The sequence below is a fragment of the Streptococcus sp. 2_1_36FAA genome (assembly GCF_000161955.2).
GTDB classification, from domain to species: Bacteria; Bacillota; Bacilli; order Lactobacillales; family Streptococcaceae; genus Streptococcus; species Streptococcus gordonii.
The window spans coordinates 465,331-492,057 of the sequence record NZ_KI391973.1 but is presented as its reverse complement, the minus strand read 5'-3'; the positions used below and the strand labels follow the sequence as shown (position 1 = coordinate 492,057).

At 38.4% G+C, this 26,727-nt stretch carries 30 protein-coding genes and 3 tRNA genes; 12 read left to right on the top strand and 21 right to left on the bottom strand.

Annotated elements, in window-relative coordinates:
• Positions 1 to 17: 17 nt before the first annotated feature.
• The 7 genes from HMPREF0847_RS11320 to HMPREF0847_RS02390 form a co-directional block, all read right to left on the bottom strand.
• On the bottom strand, positions 18 to 179 hold the full coding sequence (locus HMPREF0847_RS11320; RefSeq protein WP_008809890.1) for a hypothetical protein: 162 nt from the start codon (positions 177 to 179) through the stop codon (positions 18 to 20).
• A 91-nt stretch (positions 180 to 270) separates the two neighbouring features.
• Positions 271 to 813 (bottom strand): GNAT family N-acetyltransferase, encoded by a 543-nt coding sequence (locus tag HMPREF0847_RS02415; RefSeq protein WP_020992623.1) that lies wholly within the window; start codon positions 811 to 813, stop codon positions 271 to 273.
• Entirely contained in the window at positions 810 to 1,463 is a 654-nt protein-coding gene (locus HMPREF0847_RS02410) for a DNA alkylation repair protein (protein ID WP_008809154.1), read from the bottom strand. Before HMPREF0847_RS02410 ends, HMPREF0847_RS02415 begins: the two co-directional genes overlap by 4 nt.
• A gap of 3 nt (positions 1,464 to 1,466) precedes the next feature.
• Entirely contained in the window at positions 1,467 to 2,075 is a 609-nt protein-coding gene (locus tag HMPREF0847_RS02405) for a DUF5052 family protein (protein ID WP_008809155.1), read from the bottom strand.
• The gene (locus HMPREF0847_RS02400; protein ID WP_020992622.1) at positions 2,072 to 2,608 is read right to left on the bottom strand and encodes a GNAT family N-acetyltransferase; all 537 of its coding nucleotides are present in this window, start codon (positions 2,606 to 2,608) and stop codon (positions 2,072 to 2,074) included. Before HMPREF0847_RS02400 ends, HMPREF0847_RS02405 begins: the two co-directional genes overlap by 4 nt.
• A 77-nt stretch (positions 2,609 to 2,685) precedes the next feature.
• A complete protein-coding gene (locus HMPREF0847_RS02395; protein WP_008809157.1) occupies positions 2,686 to 4,356 on the bottom strand; it encodes a formate--tetrahydrofolate ligase in 1,671 nt (556 codons plus the stop codon).
• A 182-nt stretch (positions 4,357 to 4,538) separates the two neighbouring features.
• Positions 4,539 to 5,063 carry a hypothetical protein gene (locus HMPREF0847_RS02390; protein ID WP_008809158.1) on the bottom strand — a complete coding sequence of 175 codons (525 nt, stop codon included), beginning with the start codon at positions 5,061 to 5,063 and terminating at the stop codon, positions 4,539 to 4,541.
• Positions 5,064 to 5,215: 152 nt separating this feature from the next.
• Between HMPREF0847_RS02390 and HMPREF0847_RS02385 the strand changes: the two genes are divergently transcribed.
• The 5 genes from HMPREF0847_RS02385 (at position 5,216) to HMPREF0847_RS02365 (ending at position 9,417) form a co-directional block, all read left to right on the top strand.
• Entirely contained in the window at positions 5,216 to 5,908 is a 693-nt protein-coding gene (locus tag HMPREF0847_RS02385) for a phosphopantothenate--cysteine ligase (RefSeq protein WP_008809159.1), read from the top strand.
• Positions 5,905 to 6,456 (top strand): phosphopantothenoylcysteine decarboxylase, encoded by a 552-nt coding sequence (gene coaC / locus HMPREF0847_RS02380; RefSeq protein WP_008809160.1) that lies wholly within the window; start codon positions 5,905 to 5,907, stop codon positions 6,454 to 6,456. Before HMPREF0847_RS02385 ends, coaC begins: the two co-directional genes overlap by 4 nt.
• Positions 6,440 to 7,003: an ECF transporter S component gene (locus tag HMPREF0847_RS02375; RefSeq protein WP_008809161.1), complete on the top strand. Its 564-nt coding sequence runs from the start codon at positions 6,440 to 6,442 to the stop codon at positions 7,001 to 7,003. Before coaC ends, HMPREF0847_RS02375 begins: the two co-directional genes overlap by 17 nt.
• Positions 7,004 to 7,239: 236 nt before the next feature.
• On the top strand, positions 7,240 to 8,958 hold the full coding sequence (locus tag HMPREF0847_RS02370) for a phospho-sugar mutase (protein WP_008809162.1): 1,719 nt from the start codon (positions 7,240 to 7,242) through the stop codon (positions 8,956 to 8,958).
• A 111-nt stretch (positions 8,959 to 9,069) separates the two neighbouring features.
• A complete protein-coding gene (locus HMPREF0847_RS02365; protein ID WP_008809163.1) occupies positions 9,070 to 9,417 on the top strand; it encodes a thiol reductase thioredoxin in 348 nt (115 codons plus the stop codon).
• 777 nt (positions 9,418 to 10,194) lie between these two features.
• On the opposite strand, the gene mutY is transcribed toward HMPREF0847_RS02365, so the two are convergent.
• The 5 genes from mutY to HMPREF0847_RS02335 all read right to left on the bottom strand — a co-directional run bounded on the left by mutY (position 10,195) and on the right by HMPREF0847_RS02335 (position 14,758).
• Entirely contained in the window at positions 10,195 to 11,343 is a 1,149-nt protein-coding gene (gene mutY / locus HMPREF0847_RS02355) for an A/G-specific adenine glycosylase (RefSeq protein WP_008809165.1), read from the bottom strand.
• A 65-nt stretch (positions 11,344 to 11,408) separates the two neighbouring features.
• Positions 11,409 to 12,386 (bottom strand): phosphate acetyltransferase, encoded by a 978-nt coding sequence (pta, locus tag HMPREF0847_RS02350; RefSeq protein ID WP_008809166.1) that lies wholly within the window; start codon positions 12,384 to 12,386, stop codon positions 11,409 to 11,411.
• Between the two features lie 21 nt (positions 12,387 to 12,407).
• Positions 12,408 to 13,295 carry an RluA family pseudouridine synthase gene (locus HMPREF0847_RS02345; protein WP_008809167.1) on the bottom strand — a complete coding sequence of 296 codons (888 nt, stop codon included), beginning with the start codon at positions 13,293 to 13,295 and terminating at the stop codon, positions 12,408 to 12,410.
• Positions 13,285 to 14,109: an NAD kinase gene (locus tag HMPREF0847_RS02340; RefSeq protein ID WP_020992619.1), complete on the bottom strand. Its 825-nt coding sequence runs from the start codon at positions 14,107 to 14,109 to the stop codon at positions 13,285 to 13,287. Before HMPREF0847_RS02340 ends, HMPREF0847_RS02345 begins: the two co-directional genes overlap by 11 nt.
• Positions 14,093 to 14,758, bottom strand: coding sequence for a GTP pyrophosphokinase (locus tag HMPREF0847_RS02335; protein ID WP_008809169.1), 666 nt, complete (start codon positions 14,756 to 14,758; stop codon positions 14,093 to 14,095). The genes HMPREF0847_RS02340 and HMPREF0847_RS02335 overlap by 17 nt, the downstream gene beginning before the upstream one ends.
• Positions 14,759 to 14,856: 98 nt before the next feature.
• Here HMPREF0847_RS02335 and HMPREF0847_RS02330 point away from each other — a divergent pair, with 98 nt between their 5' ends.
• The 6 genes from HMPREF0847_RS02330 to HMPREF0847_RS02305 all read left to right on the top strand — a co-directional run bounded on the left by HMPREF0847_RS02330 (position 14,857) and on the right by HMPREF0847_RS02305 (position 18,946).
• Positions 14,857 to 15,426 carry a CYTH domain-containing protein gene (locus HMPREF0847_RS02330; protein ID WP_008809170.1) on the top strand — a complete coding sequence of 190 codons (570 nt, stop codon included), beginning with the start codon at positions 14,857 to 14,859 and terminating at the stop codon, positions 15,424 to 15,426.
• A 71-nt stretch (positions 15,427 to 15,497) separates the two neighbouring features.
• The gene (locus HMPREF0847_RS02325) at positions 15,498 to 16,454 is read left to right on the top strand and encodes a ribose-phosphate diphosphokinase (protein ID WP_148507646.1); all 957 of its coding nucleotides are present in this window, start codon (positions 15,498 to 15,500) and stop codon (positions 16,452 to 16,454) included.
• Positions 16,455 to 16,463: 9 nt separating this feature from the next.
• Positions 16,464 to 17,591, top strand: coding sequence for a cysteine desulfurase family protein (locus tag HMPREF0847_RS02320; RefSeq protein WP_008809172.1), 1,128 nt, complete (start codon positions 16,464 to 16,466; stop codon positions 17,589 to 17,591).
• Entirely contained in the window at positions 17,581 to 17,928 is a 348-nt protein-coding gene (locus HMPREF0847_RS02315) for a DUF1831 domain-containing protein (protein ID WP_008809173.1), read from the top strand. The genes HMPREF0847_RS02320 and HMPREF0847_RS02315 overlap by 11 nt, the downstream gene beginning before the upstream one ends.
• 34 nt (positions 17,929 to 17,962) lie before the next feature.
• A complete protein-coding gene (locus tag HMPREF0847_RS02310) occupies positions 17,963 to 18,196 on the top strand; it encodes a DUF4649 family protein (protein ID WP_008809174.1) in 234 nt (77 codons plus the stop codon).
• A gap of 102 nt (positions 18,197 to 18,298) precedes the next feature.
• Positions 18,299 to 18,946, top strand: coding sequence for a redox-sensing transcriptional repressor Rex (locus HMPREF0847_RS02305; RefSeq protein WP_008809175.1), 648 nt, complete (start codon positions 18,299 to 18,301; stop codon positions 18,944 to 18,946).
• 19 nt (positions 18,947 to 18,965) lie between these two features.
• On the opposite strand, the gene radC is transcribed toward HMPREF0847_RS02305, so the two are convergent.
• The 3 genes from radC to gyrA all read right to left on the bottom strand — a co-directional run bounded on the left by radC (position 18,966) and on the right by gyrA (position 22,942).
• Positions 18,966 to 19,646 carry a RadC family protein gene (gene radC, locus HMPREF0847_RS02300; RefSeq protein ID WP_008809176.1) on the bottom strand — a complete coding sequence of 227 codons (681 nt, stop codon included), beginning with the start codon at positions 19,644 to 19,646 and terminating at the stop codon, positions 18,966 to 18,968.
• Between the two features lie 83 nt (positions 19,647 to 19,729).
• A complete protein-coding gene (locus HMPREF0847_RS02295) occupies positions 19,730 to 20,485 on the bottom strand; it encodes a class A sortase (RefSeq protein WP_008809177.1) in 756 nt (251 codons plus the stop codon).
• A 3-nt stretch (positions 20,486 to 20,488) separates the two neighbouring features.
• Positions 20,489 to 22,942: a DNA gyrase subunit A gene (gyrA, locus tag HMPREF0847_RS02290; RefSeq protein WP_020992617.1), complete on the bottom strand. Its 2,454-nt coding sequence runs from the start codon at positions 22,940 to 22,942 to the stop codon at positions 20,489 to 20,491.
• A 195-nt stretch (positions 22,943 to 23,137) separates the two neighbouring features.
• On the opposite strand from gyrA, the gene HMPREF0847_RS02285 reads away from it, so the two are divergent.
• The gene (locus HMPREF0847_RS02285) at positions 23,138 to 24,124 is read left to right on the top strand and encodes an L-lactate dehydrogenase (protein WP_008809179.1); all 987 of its coding nucleotides are present in this window, start codon (positions 23,138 to 23,140) and stop codon (positions 24,122 to 24,124) included.
• 42 nt (positions 24,125 to 24,166) lie between these two features.
• Here HMPREF0847_RS02285 and HMPREF0847_RS02280 read toward each other — a convergent pair whose 3' ends face one another.
• From HMPREF0847_RS02280 to HMPREF0847_RS02255, 6 genes are all read right to left on the bottom strand, one after another.
• Entirely contained in the window at positions 24,167 to 24,583 is a 417-nt protein-coding gene (locus HMPREF0847_RS02280; protein WP_008809180.1) for an NUDIX hydrolase, read from the bottom strand.
• Positions 24,584 to 24,636: 53 nt separating this feature from the next.
• Positions 24,637 to 24,708: transfer RNA gene (locus HMPREF0847_RS02275), tRNA-Arg, on the bottom strand.
• Between the two features lie 85 nt (positions 24,709 to 24,793).
• Positions 24,794 to 25,999 carry a 30S ribosomal protein S1 gene (rpsA, locus tag HMPREF0847_RS02270; RefSeq protein ID WP_008809181.1) on the bottom strand — a complete coding sequence of 402 codons (1,206 nt, stop codon included), beginning with the start codon at positions 25,997 to 25,999 and terminating at the stop codon, positions 24,794 to 24,796.
• Between the two features lie 162 nt (positions 26,000 to 26,161).
• Positions 26,162 to 26,233: transfer RNA gene (locus HMPREF0847_RS02265), tRNA-Gln, on the bottom strand.
• Positions 26,234 to 26,283: 50 nt separating this feature from the next.
• Positions 26,284 to 26,364, bottom strand: a tRNA-Tyr gene (locus HMPREF0847_RS02260).
• 53 nt (positions 26,365 to 26,417) lie between these two features.
• Positions 26,418 to 26,648 (bottom strand): DUF2969 domain-containing protein, encoded by a 231-nt coding sequence (locus HMPREF0847_RS02255; protein WP_008809182.1) that lies wholly within the window; start codon positions 26,646 to 26,648, stop codon positions 26,418 to 26,420.
• Positions 26,649 to 26,727 lie beyond the last annotated feature (79 nt).

The window sequence follows — 26,727 nt, the reverse complement described above, 5'->3', positions numbered from 1 at the left end:
TTTATATCTCGCATTGATTAAACCTCCCTCAGTCTAAAAGCACCTTTTGAGTTAAATCTAATCAATCCAAACGCTTCTAGTTCTTTCAAATTTTCTAGCGTTTCTTTTCGTGTAAAACCAGTCTCTTTCATCAAGAATGAAATAATAGCCTCTCTGGATTCTTTTTCTTTAGGTGACATATTAGCCCCTCCTTAGTTATCTTAAACAAACAAAAAACGAGGAAATGATTTCTCATTTCCTCGTCAATTTCTTATTCAATTTTTCACTTTCTCAAAACTCTAGACACTTACAATCTAAAATATAAACAAAGACTTGTCTATCCTTCCACTCTTGACCTTCTTTTTGGAATTTTTTCCGTACTCCTTCAAGATAGAAATCAGCTTGCTCCAGTAATTTTTGCGAAGGGATATTCTGTAGATCAACATGTGCTTCTAAGCGATGAAATCCTAGTTCGCGACTGACTTGCTTGAGTTCTTCTAACATAGCTCTGGCATAGCCCTGACGCCAATATTGATTATGTATCGTATAACCTATTTCCGCCCATTGAAAATCGTCTCTAGCCAGCACAAATAAATTAACCATACCTACATGTTTTTCGCTTTTTGCATCATAAACTCCCCAAATATACTGCTGGTCTTTCTCTCGGAAATTGCGGTGCTTAGCCACCAAATCCGCAAACCAACTTTCTGTACAAATTGTCATATCTAAAAGTCCATCATCAAATGGCGATTGGGAGGGTAGTCTATTGGAAAAACCTTCCAGCCAAACTGAGTAATCCTTCTCATCCAGATATTTTAAATAAACTTGTTTCATAAATACTTACTTCCCTCTCGAATACTAAGTGCAGCCATTTCAGCTCGATGCCGCTCGATAAAATCTCTGACCCAGTTTGGATTGGTTTTGGAATAATCTCTCAGCGCCCAGCCGATAGCCTTGTTAATAAAGAATTCTGTTTGGCCAAGGTTATTTATTAAAATCTTTTCCAACAGCTCTGTGTCCGCTTCTTCTTTTCGCAATAGCTGATGATCAATAGCCAAGCGACGCAACCAGATATCCTCATCACAACTCCAAGATAAAATAGTAGCTTTGGTTTCTGGAAATTGGGCAATAATGGATCCGACCAAACGGTCTAGAAAGTCAATCGTATCCCACCAAGATTTTGTTTGGGCAAGTATTTTTAAATCTGGCAAGTCAGATGGTGTCAATAATTTCTTGCGAATCTCCAGATAGTCGAGCGCTACGTACTGCAATTCTCGATAGGGATAATTCCAAGCTTCATTAATGAAATTCCAGTCAATGACTAAGTTAGTCTGCTGTTTTAAAAAAGTCTTTGTGAGCTTCCGTCTAGCTGGAGTCTTGACTCCTAGAAACTCAAATTTGTTTTTCATATAGGCTTTCATAGCCACCGCATCATCTGGGTTAGCTACAGCTTTTAACTCTTTTACCAATTCCTCTACATCCATAGCTTACTCCAACAATTCACGGTCATAAATAGTGTAGTCACAGCGATATATCACGAGACGTTTGCCGTCAATCAGCAGCTCAGATGTTTTAGGAGCATCAGATTTATCAAGAGAGACACGATCGCCAGCATATGCTGCCAGCGGAGTCCCATTTTGAGAGCGAATTAGAATGACTTTTTTCTTTCCAGTAAAGTCGTTTTTAAAGGCTGAAATCATACGATTTAAAACGGGAACAGAATGACTATTCTCCTCAACATCTGCCGTCTTTTGATACTGGGCAAACACATCTTTCAATCCTTTTTCTTCTGCAATCAGAGAAGAACCTACATGGTCAATCTCGTACTTACCCAAGGTGATTTTGAGCACAGAAGAATCTTCCTTGGAATTTCCCTCCGCATCAACTGAGTCAAACTCCTCATTACGAGAGATGGATAGAGATTTGCCCGACATCTGGTCAATAAGCTGAGAATTTTCATCATAAGTGCGAACTGTCATCTCTAAACCAATCCATTCTTCTTTGGCATTTTTAATCCAGTTCTCAATCATCTGACAACCGGATAAGGTAATTAAACCAATGGATAACAACAAAATAATTAGATATTTCTTTTTCATACTTCCGACTCCTTTACTTTTAAAAGCTTGATTGGTCCAGCTTCCTTGTCTAAGGACTTTTGTAGCCAAACAATGTCATGCCAACGCTCAAATTTATAGCCAATTTTTGGAAAATAAGCTACTTGCTGGTAGCCTCTTTTTCGGTGCAAAGCTAGACTAGCTTCGTTTGGCAGAGAGATACAGGCTAGAAAATGCACATATCCCATCTGATCTAACAGGTATTCTAGCGCATCATAAAGCTTACTGCCAACTCCCTGTCCCCTAGAATCTAGACTGACATAGACAGATAATTCCACTGCCCAATCATAGGCGGCACGCGCATAATAAGTCGAAGCATAAGCATAACCTAAGACCACACCATCTTCTTCCGCCACCAGGTAAGGATATTTTTCCAATGTTTTCGCAATCCTATTTGTGAAATCTTCGATAGTTGGAACTTCATATTCAAAAGTAATGGCTGTATTTTCCACATAAGGCGCATAAATAGCAAGCAAGGCTGCAGCGTCTGATGGAGTTGCTAATCTAATCTCCATAATGACTCCATATTCTATTCTCATTATTTTCACTATTATACCAAAAAAAGACTCGTAAAGAGCCTTTTAAACCAAGATCAAAATAGACCAATCGCTGTGCCGTCTGCTGCAACATCCATATTGAGTGCTGCAGGACGTTTTGGCAATCCTGGCATGGTCATGACATCTCCTGTCAAAGCCACGATAAAGCCTGCTCCAAGTTTTGGTACCAATTCACGAATGGTAATTTCAAAGTTTTCTGGCGCACCCAGAGCAGCAGGATTGTCTGAGAAGCTATACTGTGTTTTGGCCATACAGATTGGTAGCTTGTCCCAGCCGTTTTTGACAATTTCGCGAATCTGAGTCTGCGCTTTTTTCTCAAAGTTTACTTTTGAACCACGATAAATTTCTGTGACAATTCTTTCGATTTTTTCTTCAATAGATAAATCATTGTCATAGAGGCGAGTGTAATGAGCTGGTTCTTCATCAATGGTTTTGACTACAGTCTCAGCCAAAGATACACCACCTTGAGCGCCGTCAGCCCAAACGCTAGCTAACTCAACCGGTACTCCGATTTCTGCACAAAGTTCCTTCAAGGTTGCAATTTCAGCTTCTGTATCAGAAACAAATTCATTAATTGCAACAACTGCTGGAATACCGAACTTACGGATATTTTCAACGTGGCGTTTAAGGTTAGCAAAACCTGCACAAACTGCTTCTACATTTTCTTCTGTCAGTGCATCCTTAGCTACGCCTCCATTCATCTTAAGAGCACGAAGGGTTGCAACAATGACTACTGCATCTGGAGAAGTTGGCAAGTTTGGAGTCTTAATGTCCAAGAATTTCTCGGCTCCAAGATCTGCCCCAAATCCTGCTTCAGTCACCGTATAATCAGCCAAGCGTAGCGCAGTGCTAGTCGCCAAAACAGAGTTACAACCATGGGCGATATTGGCAAAAGGACCACCATGAACAAAGGCTGGTGTCCCGTAAATAGTCTGAACTAGATTTGGCTTAATCGCATCTTTCAATACCAAAGCCAAGGCACCTTCGACCTCAAGGTCACGAACATAGACTGGTGAGCGGTCATAGCGATAACCGATGACAATGTTTGCCAAGCGATTTTTCAAATCTTCAATATCCGTAGCTAGGCAAAGAATTGCCATGATTTCAGAAGCAACCGTGATATCAAAGCCATCTTCGCGTGGAATACCATTGACTGGACTACCTAAGCCAACAGTCACATGGCGCAGAGCTCGGTCATTCAAGTCAACCACACGTTTCCAGATAATGCGCCGCTGATCAATTCCCAGAGCATTTCCCTGATGAAGATGATTATCAATGAGGGCAGACAGGGCATTGTTGGCAGTCGTAATGGCATGCATGTCTCCAGTAAAATGCAAGTTAATATCTTCCATAGGCAAGACCTGCGCATAGCCACCGCCAGCTGCTCCTCCTTTGATCCCCATTACTGGACCCAAAGACGGTTCGCGGATGGCAATCATAGTTTTCTTGCCAATCTTGTTCAAGGCATCCGCAAGACCAATGGTAATAGTTGATTTCCCTTCACCTGCTGGAGTTGGATTAATAGCCGTTACCAAAATCAGTTTACCAACTGGATTTTTTCTTACCTCAGAAATCTTATCAAAGCTAAGCTTAGCCTTGTACTTACCATACAGTTCCAAGTCATCATAGTCAATGCCAATTTTTTTCACCACATCCACTATAGGCTGTAATTCAATACTTTGAGCAATTTCGATATCTGTTTTCATCAAATTCTCCTTCATCCATTTAGTATATAGATTATAACAAAAAAAGAGTAAAATCTACACAATTTAACTCTTTTTAAAAAATATTGTTCGTGTTTTGCTTTGCGAAAACTAGAATTCATCAGATAAAATTATGAAATTCACTTGAAACTTTATAGAAATCTAAACTTTAAGTTGTAATTCCTTTAATCAAGAAATCCACTCAAAAGAATCTCCGGATGGTATTTATTTAAGACATCATAGATATCATACTGGTCTTCATCTAATTTATCAATCGAAATTTCGTAATCAGGACCATCTTGGGTATAGGGACAAATATAATGCTTTACACTTCTATGTCCTTCAGAACTATATTCGGAACGCTTCTTATAAGAAATTCTTTGAATATCTTTCCATGGAATGCTAATTTGTTCATCATCAATGCGAAAGACGAACTCATCTTTTGTCCCTGCTAGAATTGGTACGTTGCTTTCTTTTTCTTTAAATATATTTTTTATCAGATAGAGTATGATTCCGCCAAAGATCGCTGCTAAGAATATAATCATTAAGGTAGAGTGCGACAAATCATGCTCTATGCCCTTATCAATATCCATGTATATACTTATAAAAGCAACAATTCCAAATCCAAACAAGACCAATATAAACATCAAATTTGTGAAATAAAAATTCGAACCAGCGTAATATTCAAACTGATATTTCTCTTTCTCCATACTCTCTCCTTTTTTCAAAAAATTACAATCATTCCTATAGATTATTGATATGAAACAAGTAACTTCAATCTGTTTTCAAAATTTTAATTCTCAGTAGCTTTCTGTAAATATAATTATTTTACTAAATTTACTTTTTCTTGTAAAATAAAGCTATGAATATATTGATTACTTCAGGCGGAACAAGTGAAAAAATCGATCGAGTCCGTTCTATTACCAATCATTCAACTGGACAGTTAGGAAAAATTATAGCCGAAACTTTCCTAAATAAGGGTGACCGAGTGACTTTAGTAACGACTTCCAAGGCTGTCCGTCCTCTACTACATCCCAATCTTACTACAGTAGAAATTGAAAATGTCGCAGAGCTTCATGAAAAGCTGGAGCAACTTGTACACACGCACGATGTACTAATTCATGCTATGGCAGTTTCTGACTACACTCCAGTTTATATGACAGGCTTTGATAAAGTTTTAGCTAGCTCTGACCTTACAGAATTACTGAATAAGTCTAACTCAGAAAGCAAGATTTCTTCTCAGGATGATGTCCAGGTACTTTTCCTTAAAAAAACACCAAAAATCATCTCCTTAGTAAAACAATGGAATCCCGACATTCGCTTGATTGGATTCAAACTCTTGGTTGATGTTCCTAAGGAAAAGTTACTTGAGACTGCGCGAGCCAGTCTCCAAAAAAACAAAGCAGATATTATTATTGCCAATGATTTAAATAAAATTACTGAGAAAGGGCATGAAGCTTATCTAGTTGAAAAAGATAGGGTGACGCAAGCACATTCCAAGGTTGAGATTGCTCAACTCCTCTACCAATATATCCACAGGGAGGCAAAAACATGACTCAGATTACTCTAGCAGTTAGTGGTAGCATATCAGCCTACAAGGCAGCAGATATTACTAGTCGCCTAAAGAAAGAGAACTTTGATGTGGCCGTCCTCATGACTGAGGCTGCGACAGAATTCATCACACCTCTAACTTTGCAAGTTTTATCTCAAAGGTTGGTTGGTCTAGATATCATGCAAGAGCCTGATCCTAGCAAGGTCAACCACATTACCATTGCCAAGGAGACTGACCTCTTTCTACTAGCTCCTGCAACGGCCAATACGATTGCTAAATTAGCAAATGGTCTAGCAGATAATATGGTAACAGCTACTGCTCTGGCCTTACCGACTCATACTAAGAAAGTTTTGGCGCCAGCTATGAACACCAAGATGTATGAAAACCCACTAACCCAGCACAACCTAGAGCGTCTGCAAAATTTTGGTTGGAAGATTATCCAACCTCGTGAAGCTGTACTAGCTTGCGGTGATCAGGGAACAGGCGCTCTAGCTGATATAGATACAATTATAGATACTGTAAAGGAACTTATTTATGAAAAAACAATCTAAGATTGCTCAAATTGCTATTTTCTTTGCCATTATGTTGGTACTGCATCTACTGAGCTCAGTAATTTTCAACCTATTGCCAGTAGATATTAAACCAACGATTATTCATATACCTGTTATTATTGCTAGTATCCTTTATGGTCCTCAGGTTGGAATGGTCTTAGGTTTCCTTATGGGATGTATTAGTGTAATTACTAACACCATAGTGATTATTCCTAGTAGCTATCTTTTTAGCCCTTTTGTACCAAACGGAAATCTCTATTCGCTTATGGTTGCCATGGTGCCACGCATTTTAATCGGTCTCACACCTTACCTTGTCTATAAAGTTCTACACAACAAACTTGGTTTAGCTATAGCTGGAGCAGTTGGTTCTGCTACTAATACCATTTTTGTCTTGGGAGGAATCTTTTTACTATTTTCAAATGTCTATCAAGGTAATATCCAAGCCATGCTTGCCATAGTTTTATCCGCAAATTCAATTGCAGAGTTACTTATTTCGGTAGTCTTGACAGTTGGTATTATTCCTGCACTTGAAAAAGTTAAGCAATAAAATTCAAATCAATAAGTTTGTAGGGACAGTTATCCATCTGTCCTTTTTTGAATTTGTCTATATAATTTATTAGAAATTTTTGAAAAAATTTTTTCAAAAGTATTTCATCATTTTCTATATCTGACCTTTCAAAATAAGTGAAAATATGCTACAATGAAAGCGATTAGATATATTCAAGAGCGGGATGATTTATCATGATTTTCCTCTCTTCATTTTTTAAATAAAGGAGACATTCTATGACTTACCAAGAAAATTATCAAAAATGGGTCGATTTCGCTGATCTTCCAGACTACCTTCGTCAAGATTTAGAAAATATGGATGAAAAAACAAAGGAAGATGCCTTTTATACCAATCTTGAATTTGGTACTGCTGGTATGCGTGGATTGATTGGTGCTGGTACAAACCGCATTAATATCTATGTTGTCCGTCAAGCGACTGAAGGTTTGGCTCGTTTGATTGAGTCAAAAGGTGGAAATGAAAAAGAACGTGGTGTGGCAATTGCCTACGATAGTCGTCACTTCTCTCCAGAATTTGCCTTTGAATCTGCTGCAGTTCTTGCAAAACATGGTATCAAATCGTATGTATTTGAAAGCCTTCGTCCAACTCCAGAACTTTCATTCGCCGTTCGCCACCTCAACTGTTTCGCAGGTATCATGATTACTGCCAGCCACAACCCTGCTCCATTTAACGGTTACAAGGTTTACGGCGAAGACGGTGGACAAATGCCTCCACACGATGCAGATGCTTTGACAACTTACATCCGTGCTATCGAAAACCCATTCGCTGTTGAAGTTGCAGATGTAGAAGCTGAAAAAGCTTCTGGCTTGATTGAAGTCATCGGCGAAGCTGTCGACGTAGAGTACCTAAAAGAAGTGAAAGATGTGAACATCAATCCAGCTTTGATTGAAGAATTTGGTAAAGACATGAAGATTGTCTACACACCACTTCATGGTACTGGTGAAATGTTGGCTCGTCGTGCTCTTGCCCAAGCAGGATTTGACTCTGTTCAAGTTGTTGAAGCGCAAGCAACTGCAGACCCTGACTTCTCTACAGTTAAGTCTCCAAACCCAGAAAACCAAGCAGCCTTTGCCCTTGCCGAAGAACTTGGTCGTCAAGTTGGTGCAGATGTTCTTGTCGCAACTGACCCTGACGCTGACCGTGTTGGTGTGGAAGTGCTTCAAAAAGATGGTAGCTACCTCAACCTTTCAGGTAACCAAATCGGTGCTATCATGGCTAAATACATCTTGGAAGCCCACAAAAATGCTGGAACTCTTCCTGATAATGCAGCTCTCTGCAAATCCATCGTATCAACTGACTTGGTAACGAAGATTGCTGAAAGCTACGGCGCAACAATGTTCAACGTCTTGACTGGTTTCAAATTTATCGCTGAAAAAATCCAAGAATTTGAAGAAAAACACAATCACACTTACATGATGGGATTTGAAGAAAGCTTCGGTTACTTGATCAAACCATTTGTACGTGATAAAGACGCCATCCAAGCCGTTCTTGTCGTTGCTGAACTTGCTGCCTACTACCGCTCACGTGGTTTGACACTTGCTGACGGTATCGAAGAAATCTACAAAGAGTACGGCTACTATGCTGAAAAGACCATCTCTGTGACTCTTTCAGGTGTAGACGGTGCTGAACAAATCAAAGCCATCATGGCTAAATTCCGTAACAATGCTCCAAAAGAATGGAATGCAACAGCTATCACTGTCGTAGAAGACTTCAAAGCCCAAACTTCTACTGCTGCAGATGGCACTGTAACAACCTTGACAACACCTCCAAGTGATGTTTTGAAATACACACTTGCGGATGGTTCATGGATCGCTGTTCGCCCTTCTGGAACTGAACCAAAAATCAAGTTCTACATTGCAGTTGTAGGTGAAAGCAACGAAGATTCACAAGCTAAGATTGCAAATATCGAAGCGGAAATCAATGCTTTTGTAAAATAAGAAATTATAAAAGATGAGACCAACCAATCTCATCTTTTTTTCGTATCAAATCTAAGCAATTTTAGAAACTTTATGGCATACTAGTTTTATCAAAAGAAATGAGGATGATTTATGGAACAATTTGCTCAAAATATTAAAGACTTAGAAGTCACAACTGTTGATCGTGCTCGCCAAGCGATTGCTGACAAAGAAACTGCAACTTTCTTTATTGGTCGCAAAACTTGCCCTTACTGCCGTAAGTTTGCTGGAACATTAGCTGGTGTCGTAGCTGAAACTAAAGCACACATCTACTTCATTAACAGTGAAGAAGCTAGTGAATTAGAGAAACTGCAAGCCTTCCGCTCTGAATATAGCATTCCGACGGTTCCTGGTTTTGTTCATGTTCAAGACGGCCAAGTAGCAGTTCGTTGTGATTCTTCTATGACTGCAGATGAAATTAAAGCATTCGCTCATCTATAAAAATAATAGCTAGAGATTATTCTCTAGCTATTATTCGTTTTCCGTAAAAGTTGTTCAATTCTATTGTTATTTTTTTACAAACTATTCTAGTAGATCATTTTTCTTTTAAGAAAAATATTGGAAATTCATGCTCCTCTAGCCTATCATCAAGATTAAAGTGTTTTGTAAACCATTTTCTATATCTTTTAAAAAGTAATTCTAATATATAGATCAGCACAAATAACAAGATGAAGATGATAAAAGAATAGATTTTATTTTCATTATTGAAGTCTGTTATATTAAAATGTATTATAAAATAAAAATATATAAGGGGACAGATGGGCAACAAATTTAGATAAAGCAAATAACTGAGTAGGAATAGAAATTGGTGTTTCCTTGATCTTCTTCTGTAATGTCTTTTATATGTTTTCGTTATTTTATTGAATAAAGGAAACCTCCCTCTGCCAAATCTATAATATTTTGGTAAGGCATGATAGCCACACCAATGAAGGATTTTAAAATTTAACTCACGAATTAAGAAAAATAAATTGTAACAAATAAAACAACAAATTAAGATAGAACTGATTTTTGCATGATTAGAATATAATTCGCGAATAAAAGCAAAATATGCAAAAGCCAAAAAATAATTGAAACATGCTAATATAAAATAGAGAATACTAGCAAATATACTACGAGCTCCTATAAAATTTTTATCTGAATAATCTGGTCTATAATCCATATAAGTTACATAATCCCATTCTTTCTTCATAAACCTATGCTCTAAATTGAAATGAACGTTCATTTATTAAATGCCTCCCACATCTTCTGCTGGGGTTTGGCAAAAGGATACTTCTCAAATTCATCTGGATGTAGCCACATGACCTCTCCATCAGCTACGATCTGGCTATCATTAACTCGGCCATAAGCTAGCTGGATATGCCACTTGCGATGGCTGAAGACATGTTGCACCTTTGGAAAAGACTCCTGCTGCCAATCGACAATCAAATCATAATCCTGTTCAAAACTTTCTTGAGGAGACAAATCCGGACTTGGCTGATTTTCAGCTATCTCAAAGAGGGACATCTGATTTTCAGTTTGAAATTCCTCAACTTCAATCAAGGGAAAATGCCAAAAACCTGATAACAAGCCAGCAGTTTCATTCTTTTCAAGCAAGAATTGTCCCTGCTCGTTTTCGATAATCAAGCCCTGAAGATAGACCGGAACAGGCTTCTTTTTAGGAGCTTTAATAGGATATTTATCCATAGTTCCATGTAAATAGGCTGCGCTGAACTCTTTTACAGGACTATCTTCTGGATGAGGATTAAGAGGAGCTTCGATATCTGACCCCAGATCCATCAGTGCTTGATTGAAATCTCCGGGCCTGTCTGGATCAATCAGAATCTCCATCATAGCCTGAAAGACCTTCCGATTGCTGGGTTGACCAATATCTAAATCCACTTCAAACAATCGACTCAGCACCCGCATGACATTGCCGTCCACTGCAGGCTCAGCTAGACCAAAGGCAATACTAGCAATAGCACCAGCCGTATAAGGTCCAATTCCTTTGAGGCTAGCAATCCCTTCATAGCTATCAGGAAATTTCCCAGCGAAATCTATCATTATCTGCTGGGCTGCTTTTTGCATATTTCTCACCCGCGAATAATAGCCCAAACCTTCCCATGCCTTGAGCAGTCTATCTTCTGGTGCCTGTGCTAAGTCAGCTACTGTCGGGAACCAGTCAAGAAAACGCTCATAGTAAGGAATCACCGTATCCACCCGAGTCTGCTGCAGCATAATCTCAGAAACCCAGATATGATAAGGATTATTTGTTCTACGCCAAGGCAGATCGCGTTTGTTTTTATCATACCAAGTTAATAATTTCTCGCGAAAAGAAGCAATTTTACCTGCCTCCCACATCTCAATTCCGTATTCTTTCAAATTTAACATAAATCTAGTATAGCATAAGGATAAAAAAATTGGAGAGCTTACGCCCCCCAATTATCTCATATCGTTTAATAATGACCAACTGCCTGACTAGCTGTAATCAAGGTCAGCTTGTAAACATCATCCGCATTACATCCACGAGAAAGATCATTAACTGGATGATTAAGCCCTTGTAAGATAGGACCTACTGCGGAGAATCCACCCAAACGTTCAGCCAGTTTGTAGCCGATATTACCAGCTTCAATGCTAGGGAAGACAAAGACAGTCGCTTGACCAGCCACTGGGCTGCCAGGTGCTTTCAGCTCTGCAGTTGCAGGCACGAAAGCTGCATCAAACTGCAATTCGCCATCGATAGCCAAATCTGGACGCATTTCCTGAGCCAGCTTAGTTGCCTCTACGACCTTATCAACCTTTTCTCCAAAACCAGAACCTTTGGTAGAATAGCTGAGCATGGCAACTTTCGGATCAATATCAAAAATTTGTGCTGTCAAAGCTGAGTTAATAGCAATCTCTGCTAAAACATTGGCGTCTGGATCAATATTGATGGCACAGTCACTAAAAATGTAGCGCTCATCATCACGAACCATTAGAAAGGCACCAGAAGTGCGCGAAACCCATGGCAAAGTCTTGATGATTTGAAGAGCAGGTCTAACAGTCGCTGCTGTAGAGTGAATAGCGCCTGAAACCATTCCTTGAACCTTACCAAGATAGACTAGCATAACACCGAAATAATTGACATCTTCCTTCAACAATTGACGCGCTTCGTCTGCAGTAATTTTTCCTTTACGACGCTCGACAAAAGCTTCCACCATTTCCTCAAAGCAAGAACAGTTTGTAGGATCAATGACCTGATACCCTTCTGTTATTCCTTCTATTTCTAAATAAATACGAATTTTTTCAGGATTACCCAAAAGAACTGGAGTAATACTAGTTTCTTTTACAAGGCGCTTAGTTGCTTGAAGAATACGAGGTTCTTCTCCTTCAGGCAAGACAATTTTCACTTCTTTATCCTGCAAGGCATCACGAATATCATCAAAAATTTTCATATTTTGTTAATCTCCTCTTAATTAATTTTTAAATGTCTGAACTACATGTTCAAAATCTGTTGGAAGAGGACTGGCACGTCCAATTTCCTCTCCACTGAATGGATTGTAAAATTTCAAAGTATGACAGTGAAGAGCTTGGCGACTGATACCTTCAGTTAAGCTTCCACCATATAAATCGTCTCCCAAAAGTGGAAAGCCGATATGTGAAAAATGAACTCGAATCTGATGCGTCCTTCCTGTATGAAGGTGAATATCCACTAGATAGATGTTGCCAAATTGCTCAATCACCTTGTAACTAGTATGAGCATATTTACCTCCTTTGGCAACTCTTCGTGTAATAATACTATCTTCATCACGCGCAATCGGAGCAATAATTTCCCCTTCTTTTTCTAAAAGACCATCTCCCTTAACCAGGGCTAAATAACGCTTCTCAATAGCTCTTTTTTGTAATTGTTTATCCAATCGTGCATGGGCATAGCCGTGTTTGGCAAATAGCATAAGACCGCTAGTATCCTTGTCCAAACGTGTCACAATATGGACTTGATGATTCTCATAACCAGAATCTATATAATAAGCTTTGACATAATTAGCCATAGTATTAGAATGGTTCACGCTAGGAATGCTTGCGACTCCAGCTGGTTTATCAAGTATTAAAAAATGATCATCCTCAAAAACCACTTCTAGTTTTTTCGAAATCGCTTCTAAACTTTCAAAACCTTCTTCCTTGGGAATATCGATCGTAACTTTATCACCAATGTCTAACAAGTAAATTGCATTTTGCGGTTCGTCATTTACTAAAATACCTCCGCCTCTAAACTTAATTTTAGCAAGAAGCCCCTTTGAAACATCATGTTTTTTGAGAAAAGTTTTGACTTTGACATGTTCATCTGCAATAAACTCAAATCTCATCGTCTACTTCTCCAATAAAGGCATCCTTAACTCGGTTCCAAAAGCTCGTATGACTTGGGCTAGCGACAAAATGTATTTTATGATTATCTATTTGAAATTCAACCTTAGCAATATGCTTGAAAGTATAAGTTCTATTATCCACCGAAATCGTATGCTGATCATTTCGAGTTGGAAAGATTTCAATCTTATCTTTTTTGGGAACAATAATAGACGAGCCCAAAGTACGATATACACGATTATTAAGACTAGCCACCTCAGCAATTTGCAAGGCCTCGATTGTCGGATGGAGAACTGCTCCACCTAAGGACTTATTGTAAGCCGTACTGCCTGTCGGAGTAGAAACTGAAATCCCATCCCCTCGGAAGCGTTCAAAGGCCACATGGTTAATCATGACATCAGCGACCATAGTCCGATCTGATCGCTTTATCGTAGCTTCATTCAAAGCTAGTTTAGTTTTTACAGAACCATCCTCAAGAAAAATTCTAACATTTAAAATCGGATAGGAAACCTGAGCACCTGTGTCCAATTTTAGATTATCTATTAACTTGTCAATTTCGAAATCTCGGTAATCAGTATAAAATCCTAAGTGTCCAGTATGAACACCGACAAAACGAACTTTATCTAATTGGTTTTCATACTTGTGAAAAACAGACAGGAGCATACCATCTCCGCCTACAGAAATAACTATATCAGGATTTTTATCAGTTAAAATGAAACGATTCTGCCTTAGTTTCTTAATCAACAATTGGCAGACTTCTTTACTTTGAGGTTTATAATTGCTAAAAACAGCAATTTTTTTATCTGTATTCTTCATCTGTATCGTCACTATTTCCTACGCCGTCATTTAACATCCGATAAGGAGGATCAAAAAGAACCTGAGCCTCTTGAATATCATGGCGAATTTCACCCATTGTTTTATCCAATTCATAGGCAATTCGAGCTGTTATTTCCAACCTTTCCTTAATTTCTTGAGGAAATTCTCCCTTATATTTATAATTCAGAGAATGCTCAATTGTCGCCCAAAAATTCATGGCTAAGGTCCGAATTTGAATTTCAGCCAAGACAACTTTATTACCGTCAATTGTATCAACAGGATATTCAACTATCACATGATAGCTACGGTAGCCACTTGGCTTCTTATAAGTGATATAATCTCGCTCTAGAACAATCTTCATATCTTTCCGCTGACGCAAGACTTTCAGAACTTCAGTGATATCATCCTCAAATTGAACCATAATTCGAAGTCCTGCAATATCATTCATATCACGGTCTAAGTTTTCTAAACTTATTCCATGCATAACCATCTTCTCTTGGATACTTTCAATAGACTTGACCCTACCGGTTACAAATTCTATAGGTGAGTGTCGTTGTTGCTTGCGGTATTGCTTTCGAATCCCACGCAGTTTGACTTTTAACTCACCAACAGCTTGGACATAAGGGTCTAAAAATTGTTCCCACTCCATAAACGCGCTCACCTTGTCATTTTTAATTATTTTATATAAAATAAATACGTCTATTATTATAACATAAATCGTTTTCAAACGAAAGAAAAGGATCAACAATGAACCATTTAGAGATTGAATACAAATCCGGATTAAACAAAGAACAATTCGACAGTCTGCTACCACTTTTCAAAGATATTACCCCTGTAAAACAAACAAATTATTATATCGATACTCCCGATTTTTTTATTAGAGACCACAAAATGGCCTTACGTATCCGTCGTTTTGAGGATTCAGCTGAGCTGACTTTGAAGGTATCACAAGGGGTAGGAACAATGGAATACAACCAAGCTTTATCAGCAGATGAAGTTAATTCTATAATTGGGAGTATGACTCTACCAGAGGGAGAGATTCTTGAAAACTTGAAGAAAACGAAGATTCAGCTGAATCAATTAAATATCCTAGGCCACTTAACCACCATTCGCAGAGAAATGAAACATGAGTTTGGACTTCTAGCTCTGGATGAAAATTTTTATTTTGATGTTCACGATTATGAAATCGAACTTGAAGTTCAAGAAGCTGAAGATGGAAAAGTTAATTTCTTTGACTTTCTACAAGAAAACAATCTCCCGTACACACCCCTAAAAAGCAAGATCGCTAGATTTGCTAAAAACTTGCCAAATAGCTGAAAAATTCTTATATTTTTGATAAAATAGTAATCAGAAAATTAAAGGAGTTATCTTTAGGTATGTTTGGTTCAATCAATGACAAAAAGAACATGAAATTATTCTCGCTCAACTCAAATCATGCTATCGCTGAGAAGATTGCAAAAGCTGCTGGAATACCGCTTGGGAAACTTTCATCACGTCAGTTCTCTGATGGAGAAATCCAAGTCAACATCGAAGAAAGCGTACGTGGCTTTGATGTTTTCATCATTCAATCTACAAGTTTTCCAGTAAACAACCATTTGATGGAACTGCTCATCATGGTAGATGCTTGTAATCGTGCCAGTGCTAACTCAGTTAATGTTGTAATTCCTTACTTTGGTTACGCTCGTCAAGACCGTACAGCGGCGCCTAGGGAGCCAATCACAGCAAAACTAGTAGCAAATATGTTAGTAAAAGCAGGTGTGAATCGAGTACTGACTCTTGATCTACACGCTGTTCAAGTGCAGGGATTCTTCGACATTCCTGTTGACAATCTTTACACTGTTCCTCTTTTTGCAAAACACTATTGCGATAAAGGCTTAACAGGTGATGATGTTGTCGTTGTAAGTCCAAAGAACTCAGGTGTTAAGAGAGCTCGTAGTTTAGCAGAACATCTAGATGCTCCTATCGCTATTATAGACTATGCTCAAGACGATGCTCACCGCAATGAAGGGTATATTATTGGTGAGGTAGCTGGTAAGAAAGCGATCTTAATTGATGACATCTTGAATACTGGACGTACCTTTACTGAAGCTGCTAAAATTGTCGATCGAGAAGGAGCAACCGAAATCTATGCGGTTTCAAGCCACGGTATCTTCGTTGACGGTGCCGCTGAAAAATTAGATGCTGTTCCGATCAAAGAAATTTTAGTAACCGATTCTGTAGACACCAAAGAAAAAACTCCAAAAAACATCCAGTATATCACAGCAAGTGAGTTGATTGCTGATGCTATTGTCCGCATCCAAGAGAGAAAACCAGTCAGTCCTCTCTTTGCATATAATAAAAAATAAGGACTGAAGATGATTTATTTTGACAATGCAGCCACGACCCCTCTTTCGTCTGTAGCTATCCAAAAGATGACCGACTTAATGGTACAGGTCTATGGAAATCCATCTAGCACTCATCAACATGGACGAGAGGCTAGCAAGATTCTTAGACAGGCCAGGCAGACTATTGCTCAGGTATTGCGAACTAATGCCAAAAATATTCTGTTCACTTCTGGTGCTACCGAAAGCAATAATACCATACTAAAAGGCTATGCTCTCAAGCATCAAGATCTAGGAAAACACATTATTACGACAGCAATTGAGCATCATTCTGTTTTAGAACCCTTACACCATTTAGCCGAAAAATACGGATTTGAGATTTCTTTTATCCAACCAGTCGACGGAAAGATACGAGTAAAAGATATAAAGGATGCACTTCGTCCTGACACAATTCTTGTTTCTACCATGTTTGCTAATAATGAGACCGGTTATCTACTACCTATTAAGGAAATTGGAGAAGTTTTAAAAGCTCATCCAGCAAAATTTCATGTAGATGCGGTTCAAGCTATGGGGAAGATTCCTATCTATCCAGAAGAATTAGGAATTGATTTTTTAAGTGCTTCAGCTCATAAATTTCACGGGCCGAAGGGAACTGGCTTCTTATATGCTAAAGATTTCCACTTTGATAATCTACTTCACGGTGGAAGCCAGGAAGATAAAAAAAGAGCTGGTACAGAAAACATCATTTCCATTGCCGGAATGGCCACAGCACTGGAAAATAACATTGAACATATAACCGAAAACTCCAGTCACATTCAAGAGCTTCGACACGAACTTTTGAAAGGACTCGGCACTATCGACTATTATCTCAATGAACAGGAGCCTCATTTACCTCATGTGCTTAACATGGGATTTCCCGGCCAAGTAAACGATATTCTGCTGATGAAGTTAGATATGGAAGGTATTTCTGTCTCCACAGGATCAGCATGTACTGCTGGAGCGATTGAGCCAAGCCTCGTTTTGTCGGCTTTTTATGGTGAGACATCCCCCCGATTAAAAGAATCCTTCAGAATCAGTTTTTCTGATCAAAATACTGTTCAAGAAGTACAAATTTTAACAAAAAAATTAAAAGAAATTTTAGGAGAAACACATGGCCTTTGAAAAGTCAGTAGCATTAAAAGATTGTTTATACAGTTATGAAGTAAATCCAAATGTTAAAAAATTTACATTAAAGGATAATACCTTTGCCGAAACAAAAGTAGGAAACTTTGAGCTAACTCGCCTCTTAGAAGAAATTCCAAATAGTGGTCAAGGATTTTTGTTGAAGATTATTTTCAATAAAGACCTGTCAGGCTTTAAAATTAATATCACAGATAAATCTGGTCTTCGCTTAGTTAATATTTTTAAATCAGAAGATCAAAAGATTATTCAGCAGAAATTCTACTTTTTGATGGATAGTTTAGTTGAGAGAGAGATTTTTATAAAGACAGAACAATAATCCAACATTCATTCAAGAATAGCAGAGAATATACATGATTGAACTTAAATACTTAGATTCTTATAAGGCCGAACGAATCGTTCGTTATCTTGATTTTGATGAATTCATGCTAGCTTTTTCAGGCTGTGTCACTATTCCGGATAACTTAAAGGTCCTCTCTTTGACTTATAACGGTAAGGAACTTCCCTACGAAGGAAAAATAGGCAATCTCTATCGAACCATGTCACAGTTTGATTTGTCAGCATACGAAAATAAAAAAGAAAACTAAGGATTTTAGTTTTCTTTTTTATTTTTACTTTCTTGGATTATTTTAAAATAGTTGATTTTTTCACAAACTTTCTATAAAATAGAAATGAAAGGACGTGATTTTGTGAAAACTGAAAAAAATTCAAGTATTCCTCGTGCAACTGCCAAGCGTTTATCCCTCTACTACCGTATTTTTAAACGTTTTAATGCAGAAAAAATAGAAAAAGCCAGTTCCAAACAAATTGCTGAAGCAATTGGTATTGACTCTGCTACTGTTCGAAGAGATTTTTCTTATTTTGGTGAACTTGGACGCAGAGGTTTTGGCTACGATGTTAAAAAATTAATGAATTTTTTTGCTGATCTACTTAATGATAACTCAATCACCAATGTCATGCTTGTAGGCGTTGGTAATATGGGGCACGCTCTTCTCCACTACCGCTTCCACGAAAGAAATAAGATGAAAATTGTCATGGCTTTTGACGTTGATAGCCATAAAGAAGTTGGAACAAAAACTCCTGACGGCATTCCAATTTATGGAATTTCTCAAATCAAAGAGAAAATCAAGGACGCTGACATCAAGACAGCAATTTTAACTGTTCCAAGTGTAAAAGCCCAGGAAGTAGCCAATATTCTTGTAGAGGCTGGAATAAAAGGGATCATGAGTTTTTCACCTGTACATCTTCACCTGCCAAAAGAAATTGTGGTTCAGTACGTCGATTTGACAAGCGAACTGCAAACTCTTCTCTACTTTATGAAAAAAGAGCATGATTAAGCACTATAGCTAACCGTCCTTAAATGAGGTCTGTTTCCTCTCGATAACTATAATAGCTATCCCCTCCCACAATTAAATGATCCAATAAAACGAAGCCCATCATTTCGCAGGCTTCTTTTATTTTCTCAGTCACCTGATCATCATCCCTACTTGGCCTAGTCGCGCCTGAAGGATGATTATGGACCAAGATAATTGATGTCGCCATATGCTTAATCGCATAATGAAGAATCTCCCTAGGTTCTGCTAAACTCCGAGTCAGACTTCCAATGAAAATTGTCTGTTGATGAATAATCTGATTTTGTGTGTTCAAATAAAGTGCAACCAAATGCTCCTGTTTTTTATGACTTAATTCCTGTTGCATTTTCTTAGCAAGTTTTTGACTACTCAGTATACGTTCTCCTTCAAAATTCTCCGCTTTTGAAATACGACTACCCAACTCAATCATGGCCTGTAGCTCAATCGCCTTTACTTGCCCTATACCAGATATCCCCTGTAGTTCAGATAGAGTCATGTGACGCAGTTCAGTCAGACTTGATACTGATGCTAAAATTCTACTAGCTATTTGGAATACATTCTCTTTTTTATTTCCTGTACGAATGAGAATAGACAGCAATTCCTGATTGCTTAACTGCTCTGCTCCTAGTCTTACTAATCGTTCCCGTGGTAATAATGATTCCTCTTGAAATGATATACTGTACATAAAAACCTCCTTACAATCTATTTATTCGCAAAAGAAAAAAGGAAAGCATTAAACTTATGCTTCCTTCTTTTTTATTATAAGATTTATAGTTGCATTTGATTGTATGATTTATTGAAGTAGTTCAAAATCTTCTTCGGTGTTTCTTTGTATGGAGTTTCACTTTCTAAAACACCCTTAACAATTGTACGAGAAGTTGCCGCAGCATCTTCACAGGTTACCAAAGTAACCTCTGCTGTACCATCAGCTGCATCATCAACCACATCTACCCTTTCAGGTTCCACGTTTTCAACACTAGTTATTGAATAAGTATAAACTTTATCTTTATCTGTCAGATAAATCTTCATACCAGCTTTTGCTCGATCAAGAGGGGAGAAGAGCATTTCATTGGCTCCCGTAATCCCGAAAACATGGTGGCTAGCTAAAGCATAGTTTCCTTTTCCCATTTGCTGAGTTTCTTTCATAGTACCAGCGCCATAATAAAGACCTGCATTCTCCAGTCCATTAAAAATTGGTAAATTAAGGGATAGTTCAGGAATCGCAATCCCACCGATAACAGGAAGTTGTTGCGCTTTCCATTGAGCATTTAAAACTGCTTCAGTCGATAGAGGCTCAACCTTTTCAAAATTGAAACTACCTTTACTTGCTTTATTCTTCTCAATTTCTTTCTTAGATACTTTAGAAACCTGGTACTTGTTTGTATGCCAAACCATAATCATATTTCTAATTGAAGAATTAAAGATTAGGGCAAGTGCAACTAACAGTAAGATAACCGAAAGAATATTTAATATAATATTACGTCTACTACGTTTCTTCTTGGCTCTTCGTGATCCTCTAGCCATATTTTACTCCTTCTCGTCTTGCAACTCTTCTTTATCATCTGCTTCTACAGTTGTAAAGGTAACAATCTGAGCATTCTGATCAAGACGCATAACCTTAACACCCATTGTAGAGCGACCAGTTTGTGAAATATTTGCAACACTTGTCCGAATAATCACACCAGTATTGGTTATGATCATCAGATCTTCTTGACCATTGACTGTCATTAAACCAGCTAAAGGACCATTTTTCTCTGTAATATTAGCTGTTTTAATCCCTTTACCACCACGGCCTTTTGTCGGATATTCACTAGCAAGAGTTCGCTTACCATAACCCTTCTCAGTAATAACAAGAACTTCATCGTTGTCAGACACAACACCTGCTCCAACAACCTGGTCACCGTCTCTTAGGTTAACACCACGTACACCAGTTGCAATACGACTCATGTTACGAACAGCTGTCTCATTGAAGCGAACAGAATAACCAAATTTTGTTCCGATAATAACATCAGCAGCTCCATCAGTTAGGAAAACATTAATCAGCTCGTCTTCATCCTTCAAATTCAAAGCCTTGAGTCCATTCTGACGAATATTAGCAAAATCAGCCACACTAGTACGCTTGACTACCCCAAGCCGAGTTGTAAAGAAGAGATAAGAGTCCTGGCTATGATCTTGTTCAACGTTGATAATAGTTTGAATTGTTTCTCCTTCATCCAATTTCAGGAGATTCACAATTGGTAAACCTTTTGCAGTCCGGCCATATTCAGGTATCTCATATCCTTTCAGACGATAAACTCGTCCCTTATTAGTGAAGAAGAGTAGACGATCATGAGTACTAGTCGAAACAAGTTCCTTGACGAAATCATCATCCTTGACGCCTGTCCCTTGAACACCACGACCTCCACGTTTCTGAGCTGTAAACTCATCTTGGTTTAAACGTTTGATATATCCTTTATTTGACAAGGTGATCAAAACATCCGCTTCTTCAATCAGATCTTCATCTTCTAGAGAGAGAACTTCTCCTACCATAAGCTCTGTTCGACGTTCATCAGCAAATTTCCGCTTAACTTCATCCAATTCTTCTCTAATAATTGTAAGAACTCTTTCAGGTTTAGCTAAGATATCTGCCAAATCAGCTATTAGAGCAATCAATTCATCATATTCTGACTGAATTTTATCGTGTTCCAAACCAGTCAAACGACGCAAGCGCATATCGAGAATAGCCTGACTTTGACGTTCAGACAATTCAAACTTAGCCATTAATTCAGCCTGTGCTTCAGCATCCGTCTCGCTGTTGCGAATAATGCGAATAACTTCATCGATGTGGTCAAGAGCAATTAGCAAACCTGCTAAAATATGAGCGCGAGCCTCGGCCTTATCTTTATCAAAGGCTGTTCGACGAGTCACAACTTCTTTTTGGTGCTCAATATAAGCTAAAAGGATCTCACGGAGAGAGAGTATTTTAGGAACACCACCCTGAATCGCTAACATATTAAAGCTGAAATTGGTCTGCATTTGTGTCAATTTAAAGAGATTATTTAGAATGACATGAGCAGACGCATCCCTACGAACCTCAATGACAAAACGGACACCCTCACGATTAGACTCGTCACGGACAGCTGTAATACCATCGATGCGTTTTTCTTGTACTAAGCGAACAATGTGTTCATGAACCTTAGTCTTATTAACCATATAAGGAAACTCAGTTACGACAATCCGCTCGCGACCATTTTTCATTTCTTCGATTTCAGTCCGAGAACGTAAAACGATCGATCCTTTCCCCGTTTCATAAGCACGGTGAATACCTGATTTGCCCATAACTAGAGCGCCAGTTGGAAAATCAGGCCCAGGCAAAACTTCCATAATATCACGGGTTGTTGCTTCAGGATTATCCATGACTAGCTTAACTGCATCAATAGACTCCGCTAAATTATGAGGCGGAATATTAGTCGCCATTCCAACAGCAATACCAGTTGCGCCATTGACCAAAAGATTTGGAAAACGTGCAGGAAGGACTATTGGTTCTCGCTCATTAGCGTCATAGTTATCGATAAAGTCAACAGTATTCTTGTTGATATCACGAAGCATCTCAAGAGCAATTTTGCTCATACGTGCCTCTGTATAACGCTGAGCAGCAGCTCCATCTCCGTCCATGGAACCAAAATTTCCATGGCCATCAACAAGCATGTAGCGATAGCTCCACCATTGCGCCATCCGAACCATAGCTTCATAAATAGAAGAGTCACCATGCGGATGGTATTTACCCATAACATCACCTGTAATACGGGCTGATTTTTTATGTGGTTTATCAGGAGTAACTCCCAGCTCATTCATTCCATAAAGAATCCGACGATGAACCGGTTTTAATCCATCACGAACATCTGGAAGTGCACGAGAAACGATAACACTCATAGCATAGTCAATGAAACTTGTCTTCATTTCACTCGTTAGATTGACATTTACTAAATTCTTATCTTGCATTAAAAAAATGCCTCTTTTCACTTTATATAACTGTACTATTATATCATATTTTAAACATTTTTTCAGAAAATAGCCTTGATCCTAAAAACGTTTACATCTTTTAAAGTTGACCATCTGCCGTGACAAAGCATGTTAAAAGTGATAGAATAGACTTGTTTGGGACAAACCCGTAAAAAATAAAAGGAGATTTTAGAGATGACTCTTGAAAAACAACATAAAAAAGTAATCCTTATCGGTGATGGTGCCGTAGGTTCTTCATACGCATTTGCGCTTGTTAACCAAGGAATTGCACAAGAACTTGGTATTATTGAAATTCCACAATTATTTGAAAAAGCTGTTGGTGACGCAGAGGACCTTAGTCATGCGCTCGCATTTACTTCACCTAAGAAAATTTATGCAGCAAAATACGAAGACTGTGCGGATGCTGACCTTGTTGTTATCACAGCTGGTGCTCCCCAAAAACCAGGCGAAACTCGTCTTGATCTTGTTGGTAAAAACCTTGCTATCAACAAATCTATTGTAGAGCAAGTTGTTGCTTCTGGTTTCGATGGTATCTTCCTCGTAGCTGCTAACCCAGTTGATGTCTTGACTTATTCTACTTGGAAGTTCTCTGGCTTCCCTAAAGAACGTGTCATTGGTTCTGGTACATCACTTGACTCAGCTCGTTTCCGTCAAGCTTTGGCAGCTAAAATCGGTGTTGATGCTCGTTCAGTCCATGCCTACATCATGGGTGAACATGGTGACTCAGAGTTCGCTGTTTGGTCACACGCTAACGTAGCTGGTGTAAAACTAGAACAATGGTTACAAGCTAACCGTGACTTGAACGAAGCAGATCTTGTAGACCTCTTCATTTCAGTCCGTGACGCCGCTTACTCAATCATCAATAAAAAAGGTGCTACATACTACGGTATTGCAGTTGCCCTTGCTCGTATTACTAAAGCTATCCTTGATGATGAAAATGCCGTTCTACCACTTTCTGTCTTCCAAGAAGGCCAATATGGAGTTGAAAACGTCTTTATCGGTCAACCGGCAATCGTTGGTGCTCACGGTATCGTACGTCCAGTAAATATCCCATTGAACGATGCTGAAACTCAAAAAATGCAAGCTTCTGCTAAAGAGTTACAAGCAATCATTGATGAAGCATGGAAAAATCCAGAATTCCAAGCAGCTTCTAAAAACTAAGAAAAAAACATCTCCTTGTTAAAAGGGGATGTTTTTTTTGCTTTATACAGATTTGTCAGCAAAAATATCTATCAAATAAGGTACGATGAGCTCGCTCTCTAGGTCTTTCAAAGAAGAAATCCAGACAAAGTCTGTGTGCTCTTCTGGATCTAATATAATATCACACTCTTCCAAAATTCTACCCGCATAAACTAAGCGTGTGAAAACAGTATCTTTGCTAGCATCAAACTGACTATCTTCATGGATAATCTTATCAATCCGAAGGTTTTGATTAACCTCCTCCATAGCCTCACGTAGAGCGGCCTCTCTAGGCAGTTCATTCTCTTCTACACTTCCGCCTGGAATATCCCAATAAGATGTATAGACATTAGGGAGGCCTCGCTTTATTTTCGAGCGTTTGATAAGCAAATACTTCCTGTCTTTCTCGATCAAGCTATGGGCAATTAATTTTACTGTCATTGCATGTTCCTCCAAGAAAGAAAAAAGACTCCGAAGAGTCCAATTTTAAGTCATCCACCCTGAGAGAATCGAACTCCCATCTCAAGAACCGGAATCTTACGTGATATCCATTACACTAAGGGTGGCAACTCATTTATTATAACTAATTTTCACTAAAAATACAAGTCAAAAAAGAAAAAGAAGTTGAGAAAACTCAACTTCTAAATTATCTTATAATTCGATATCACCAAACAAGTCAGCCATTGAGAATCCAGTTTGAGTTTCTGGAAGTTCAAAGTCACGTTTTTCTTGACGTTTAGGACGACGTGGACGTGATTGGCGTTTTTCTTCTTTTTCTTGTCCTTCTTCTTGCGCAGGGCGTTCTTCAAGAGCTTTAATAGAAAGTGATACACGCTCATTAGCTGGGTTAACTTCAAGAACTTTAACAGTTACTTCTTGGCCAACTGACAAGACATCTTTTGGATTTTCAACACGTTTGTGAGAAATTTGTGAGATGTGAACCAAACCATCAATACCTGGCAATACTTCAACAAAAGCACCAAAGTCTGTCAAGCGTTTAACAGTACCTTCAATTACATCACCAGCAGCAAGTTTTTGTTCAACACCATCCCATGGTCCAGGTGTTGTAGCTTTAAGTGAAAGTGATACACGACCTTCTTCTTCGTTTAAGTCAAGGACTTTCACTTCAATTTCTTCACCAACTGTTACAACAGATTTAGGTGATACGTTACGCTCATGTGATAACTCAGTTAAGTGAACCAAACCATCAACACCACCAAGATCAATGAAAGCACCAAAGCTAGTGATACGAGCAACTTTACCAGTTACAACATCACCAACATTCAATTTTCCAAATACTTCAGCACGAGCTGCTGCAGCTTCAGCTTCAACAACTTCACGACGTGAAAGGATGAAGCGATTTTCTTTTGGATCAACTTCTTTAATCTTAGCATCAAATTCTTGACCTACAAAGCGTTCAGTATTACGTACAAAACGAGTGTCAAGCATTGAAGCTGGAATGAAACCACGAAGTCCTTCAAACTCAACAGAAAGTCCACCTTTAACTGCACGAGTTCCTTTAACAGTAACAACTTCTTCTTCACGACCAACCAATTTGTCCCATGCTTTGCGAGCTTCTAAACGTTTTTTAGATACTAGGTAAGTAACTGTATCTGTATCTTTACCCACTACTTGACGAAGAACGAGCAATTCAAGTGTTTCGCCTGTTTTTACAAGGTCGTTAATGTCAGCATCGCGATCATTAGTCAACTCACGAAGAGTTAACACTCCTTCAACACCAGTTCCAGAAATTGCAACATTAGCTTGGTTTGCATCAACTGTCAATACTTCAGCTGTAACAACATCACCTGGCTCGACTTGGCTAACACTGTTTAGCAAATCTTCAAATTCATTCATCTAAAAAATCCTCCAACAATCAAGTTTTCACTTGACATCCATTTTATTTTCCTAAGCGCCCGCAACGACATATTGATTTATCTTTACCGTTTTTATACCATTTATAAAGAAATAAAATACCCTAAGATATTTTATCCCCTCATCTGATATATCACCTAAGAACTGGGGTAGCTGGATTCGAACCAACGCATGAGGGAGTCAAAGTCCCTTGCCTTACCGCTTGGCTATACCCCAAAAAAGAGCGCTGACAATAGTCACTTTATCATCGTCAAAATGAACGCTAATGGAGAGAGAGGGATTCGAACCCCCGAACCCGAAGGAGCGGATTTACAGTCCGCCGCGTTTAGCCTCTTCGCTATCTCTCCGTATACAATCAACGTCATCTATTATAACACGAAAAAAATGGAAAATCAACACCTTATTTACCTAAATTATAGGTTTCTATTAAATTTTCAACAGCTTTTTCAAGTTTTTTATAGAAAGCATCTGCATTTCCGTTTTTGATTATAGCATACTGGCCGTCTAATTCTGCAATCTCACCAATTACTTTTTTACCAATAACGAGTGAATAGCCATCAAATAGATCTGCTCCTACTTTTACCTTACTATCATTAATTTGAATTTCAATCTTTTTATCTTTTTTACTCATTTCTTACCTCTTTCAAAATACTATTTTACACAAAAAGCAAAAACCTGGCAAGTGATTTCCTGCAATTAAGAAGAAAAGA

What these genes read in the sequence shown, in the direction of transcription:
- HMPREF0847_RS11320 (WP_008809890.1), bottom strand. Translation starts at nt 179, where the DNA reads ATGTCACCTAAAGAAAAAGAATCCAGAGAGGCTATTATTTCATTCTTG.
- HMPREF0847_RS02415 (WP_020992623.1), bottom strand. Translation starts at nt 813, where the DNA reads ATGAAACAAGTTTATTTAAAATATCTGGATGAGAAGGATTACTCAGTT.
- HMPREF0847_RS02410 (WP_008809154.1), bottom strand. Translation starts at nt 1,463, where the DNA reads ATGGATGTAGAGGAATTGGTAAAAGAGTTAAAAGCTGTAGCTAACCCA.
- HMPREF0847_RS02405 (WP_008809155.1), bottom strand. Translation starts at nt 2,075, where the DNA reads ATGAAAAAGAAATATCTAATTATTTTGTTGTTATCCATTGGTTTAATT.
- HMPREF0847_RS02400 (WP_020992622.1), bottom strand. Translation starts at nt 2,608, where the DNA reads ATGGAGATTAGATTAGCAACTCCATCAGACGCTGCAGCCTTGCTTGCT.
- HMPREF0847_RS02395 (WP_008809157.1), bottom strand. Translation starts at nt 4,356, where the DNA reads ATGAAAACAGATATCGAAATTGCTCAAAGTATTGAATTACAGCCTATA.
- HMPREF0847_RS02390 (WP_008809158.1), bottom strand. Translation starts at nt 5,063, where the DNA reads ATGGAGAAAGAGAAATATCAGTTTGAATATTACGCTGGTTCGAATTTT.
- HMPREF0847_RS02385 (WP_008809159.1), top strand. Translation starts at nt 5,216, where the DNA reads ATGAATATATTGATTACTTCAGGCGGAACAAGTGAAAAAATCGATCGA.
- coaC (WP_008809160.1), top strand. Translation starts at nt 5,905, where the DNA reads ATGACTCAGATTACTCTAGCAGTTAGTGGTAGCATATCAGCCTACAAG.
- HMPREF0847_RS02375 (WP_008809161.1), top strand. Translation starts at nt 6,440, where the DNA reads ATGAAAAAACAATCTAAGATTGCTCAAATTGCTATTTTCTTTGCCATT.
- HMPREF0847_RS02370 (WP_008809162.1), top strand. Translation starts at nt 7,240, where the DNA reads ATGACTTACCAAGAAAATTATCAAAAATGGGTCGATTTCGCTGATCTT.
- HMPREF0847_RS02365 (WP_008809163.1), top strand. Translation starts at nt 9,070, where the DNA reads ATGGAACAATTTGCTCAAAATATTAAAGACTTAGAAGTCACAACTGTT.
- mutY (WP_008809165.1), bottom strand. Translation starts at nt 11,343, where the DNA reads ATGTTAAATTTGAAAGAATACGGAATTGAGATGTGGGAGGCAGGTAAA.
- pta (WP_008809166.1), bottom strand. Translation starts at nt 12,386, where the DNA reads ATGAAAATTTTTGATGATATTCGTGATGCCTTGCAGGATAAAGAAGTG.
- HMPREF0847_RS02345 (WP_008809167.1), bottom strand. Translation starts at nt 13,295, where the DNA reads ATGAGATTTGAGTTTATTGCAGATGAACATGTCAAAGTCAAAACTTTT.
- HMPREF0847_RS02340 (WP_020992619.1), bottom strand. Translation starts at nt 14,109, where the DNA reads ATGAAGAATACAGATAAAAAAATTGCTGTTTTTAGCAATTATAAACCT.
- HMPREF0847_RS02335 (WP_008809169.1), bottom strand. Translation starts at nt 14,758, where the DNA reads ATGGAGTGGGAACAATTTTTAGACCCTTATGTCCAAGCTGTTGGTGAG.
- HMPREF0847_RS02330 (WP_008809170.1), top strand. Translation starts at nt 14,857, where the DNA reads ATGAACCATTTAGAGATTGAATACAAATCCGGATTAAACAAAGAACAA.
- HMPREF0847_RS02320 (WP_008809172.1), top strand. Translation starts at nt 16,464, where the DNA reads ATGATTTATTTTGACAATGCAGCCACGACCCCTCTTTCGTCTGTAGCT.
- HMPREF0847_RS02315 (WP_008809173.1), top strand. Translation starts at nt 17,581, where the DNA reads ATGGCCTTTGAAAAGTCAGTAGCATTAAAAGATTGTTTATACAGTTAT.
- HMPREF0847_RS02310 (WP_008809174.1), top strand. Translation starts at nt 17,963, where the DNA reads ATGATTGAACTTAAATACTTAGATTCTTATAAGGCCGAACGAATCGTT.
- radC (WP_008809176.1), bottom strand. Translation starts at nt 19,646, where the DNA reads ATGTACAGTATATCATTTCAAGAGGAATCATTATTACCACGGGAACGA.
- HMPREF0847_RS02295 (WP_008809177.1), bottom strand. Translation starts at nt 20,485, where the DNA reads ATGGCTAGAGGATCACGAAGAGCCAAGAAGAAACGTAGTAGACGTAAT.
- gyrA (WP_020992617.1), bottom strand. Translation starts at nt 22,942, where the DNA reads ATGCAAGATAAGAATTTAGTAAATGTCAATCTAACGAGTGAAATGAAG.
- HMPREF0847_RS02285 (WP_008809179.1), top strand. Translation starts at nt 23,138, where the DNA reads ATGACTCTTGAAAAACAACATAAAAAAGTAATCCTTATCGGTGATGGT.
- HMPREF0847_RS02280 (WP_008809180.1), bottom strand. Translation starts at nt 24,583, where the DNA reads ATGACAGTAAAATTAATTGCCCATAGCTTGATCGAGAAAGACAGGAAG.
- rpsA (WP_008809181.1), bottom strand. Translation starts at nt 25,999, where the DNA reads ATGAATGAATTTGAAGATTTGCTAAACAGTGTTAGCCAAGTCGAGCCA.
- HMPREF0847_RS02255 (WP_008809182.1), bottom strand. Translation starts at nt 26,648, where the DNA reads ATGAGTAAAAAAGATAAAAAGATTGAAATTCAAATTAATGATAGTAAG.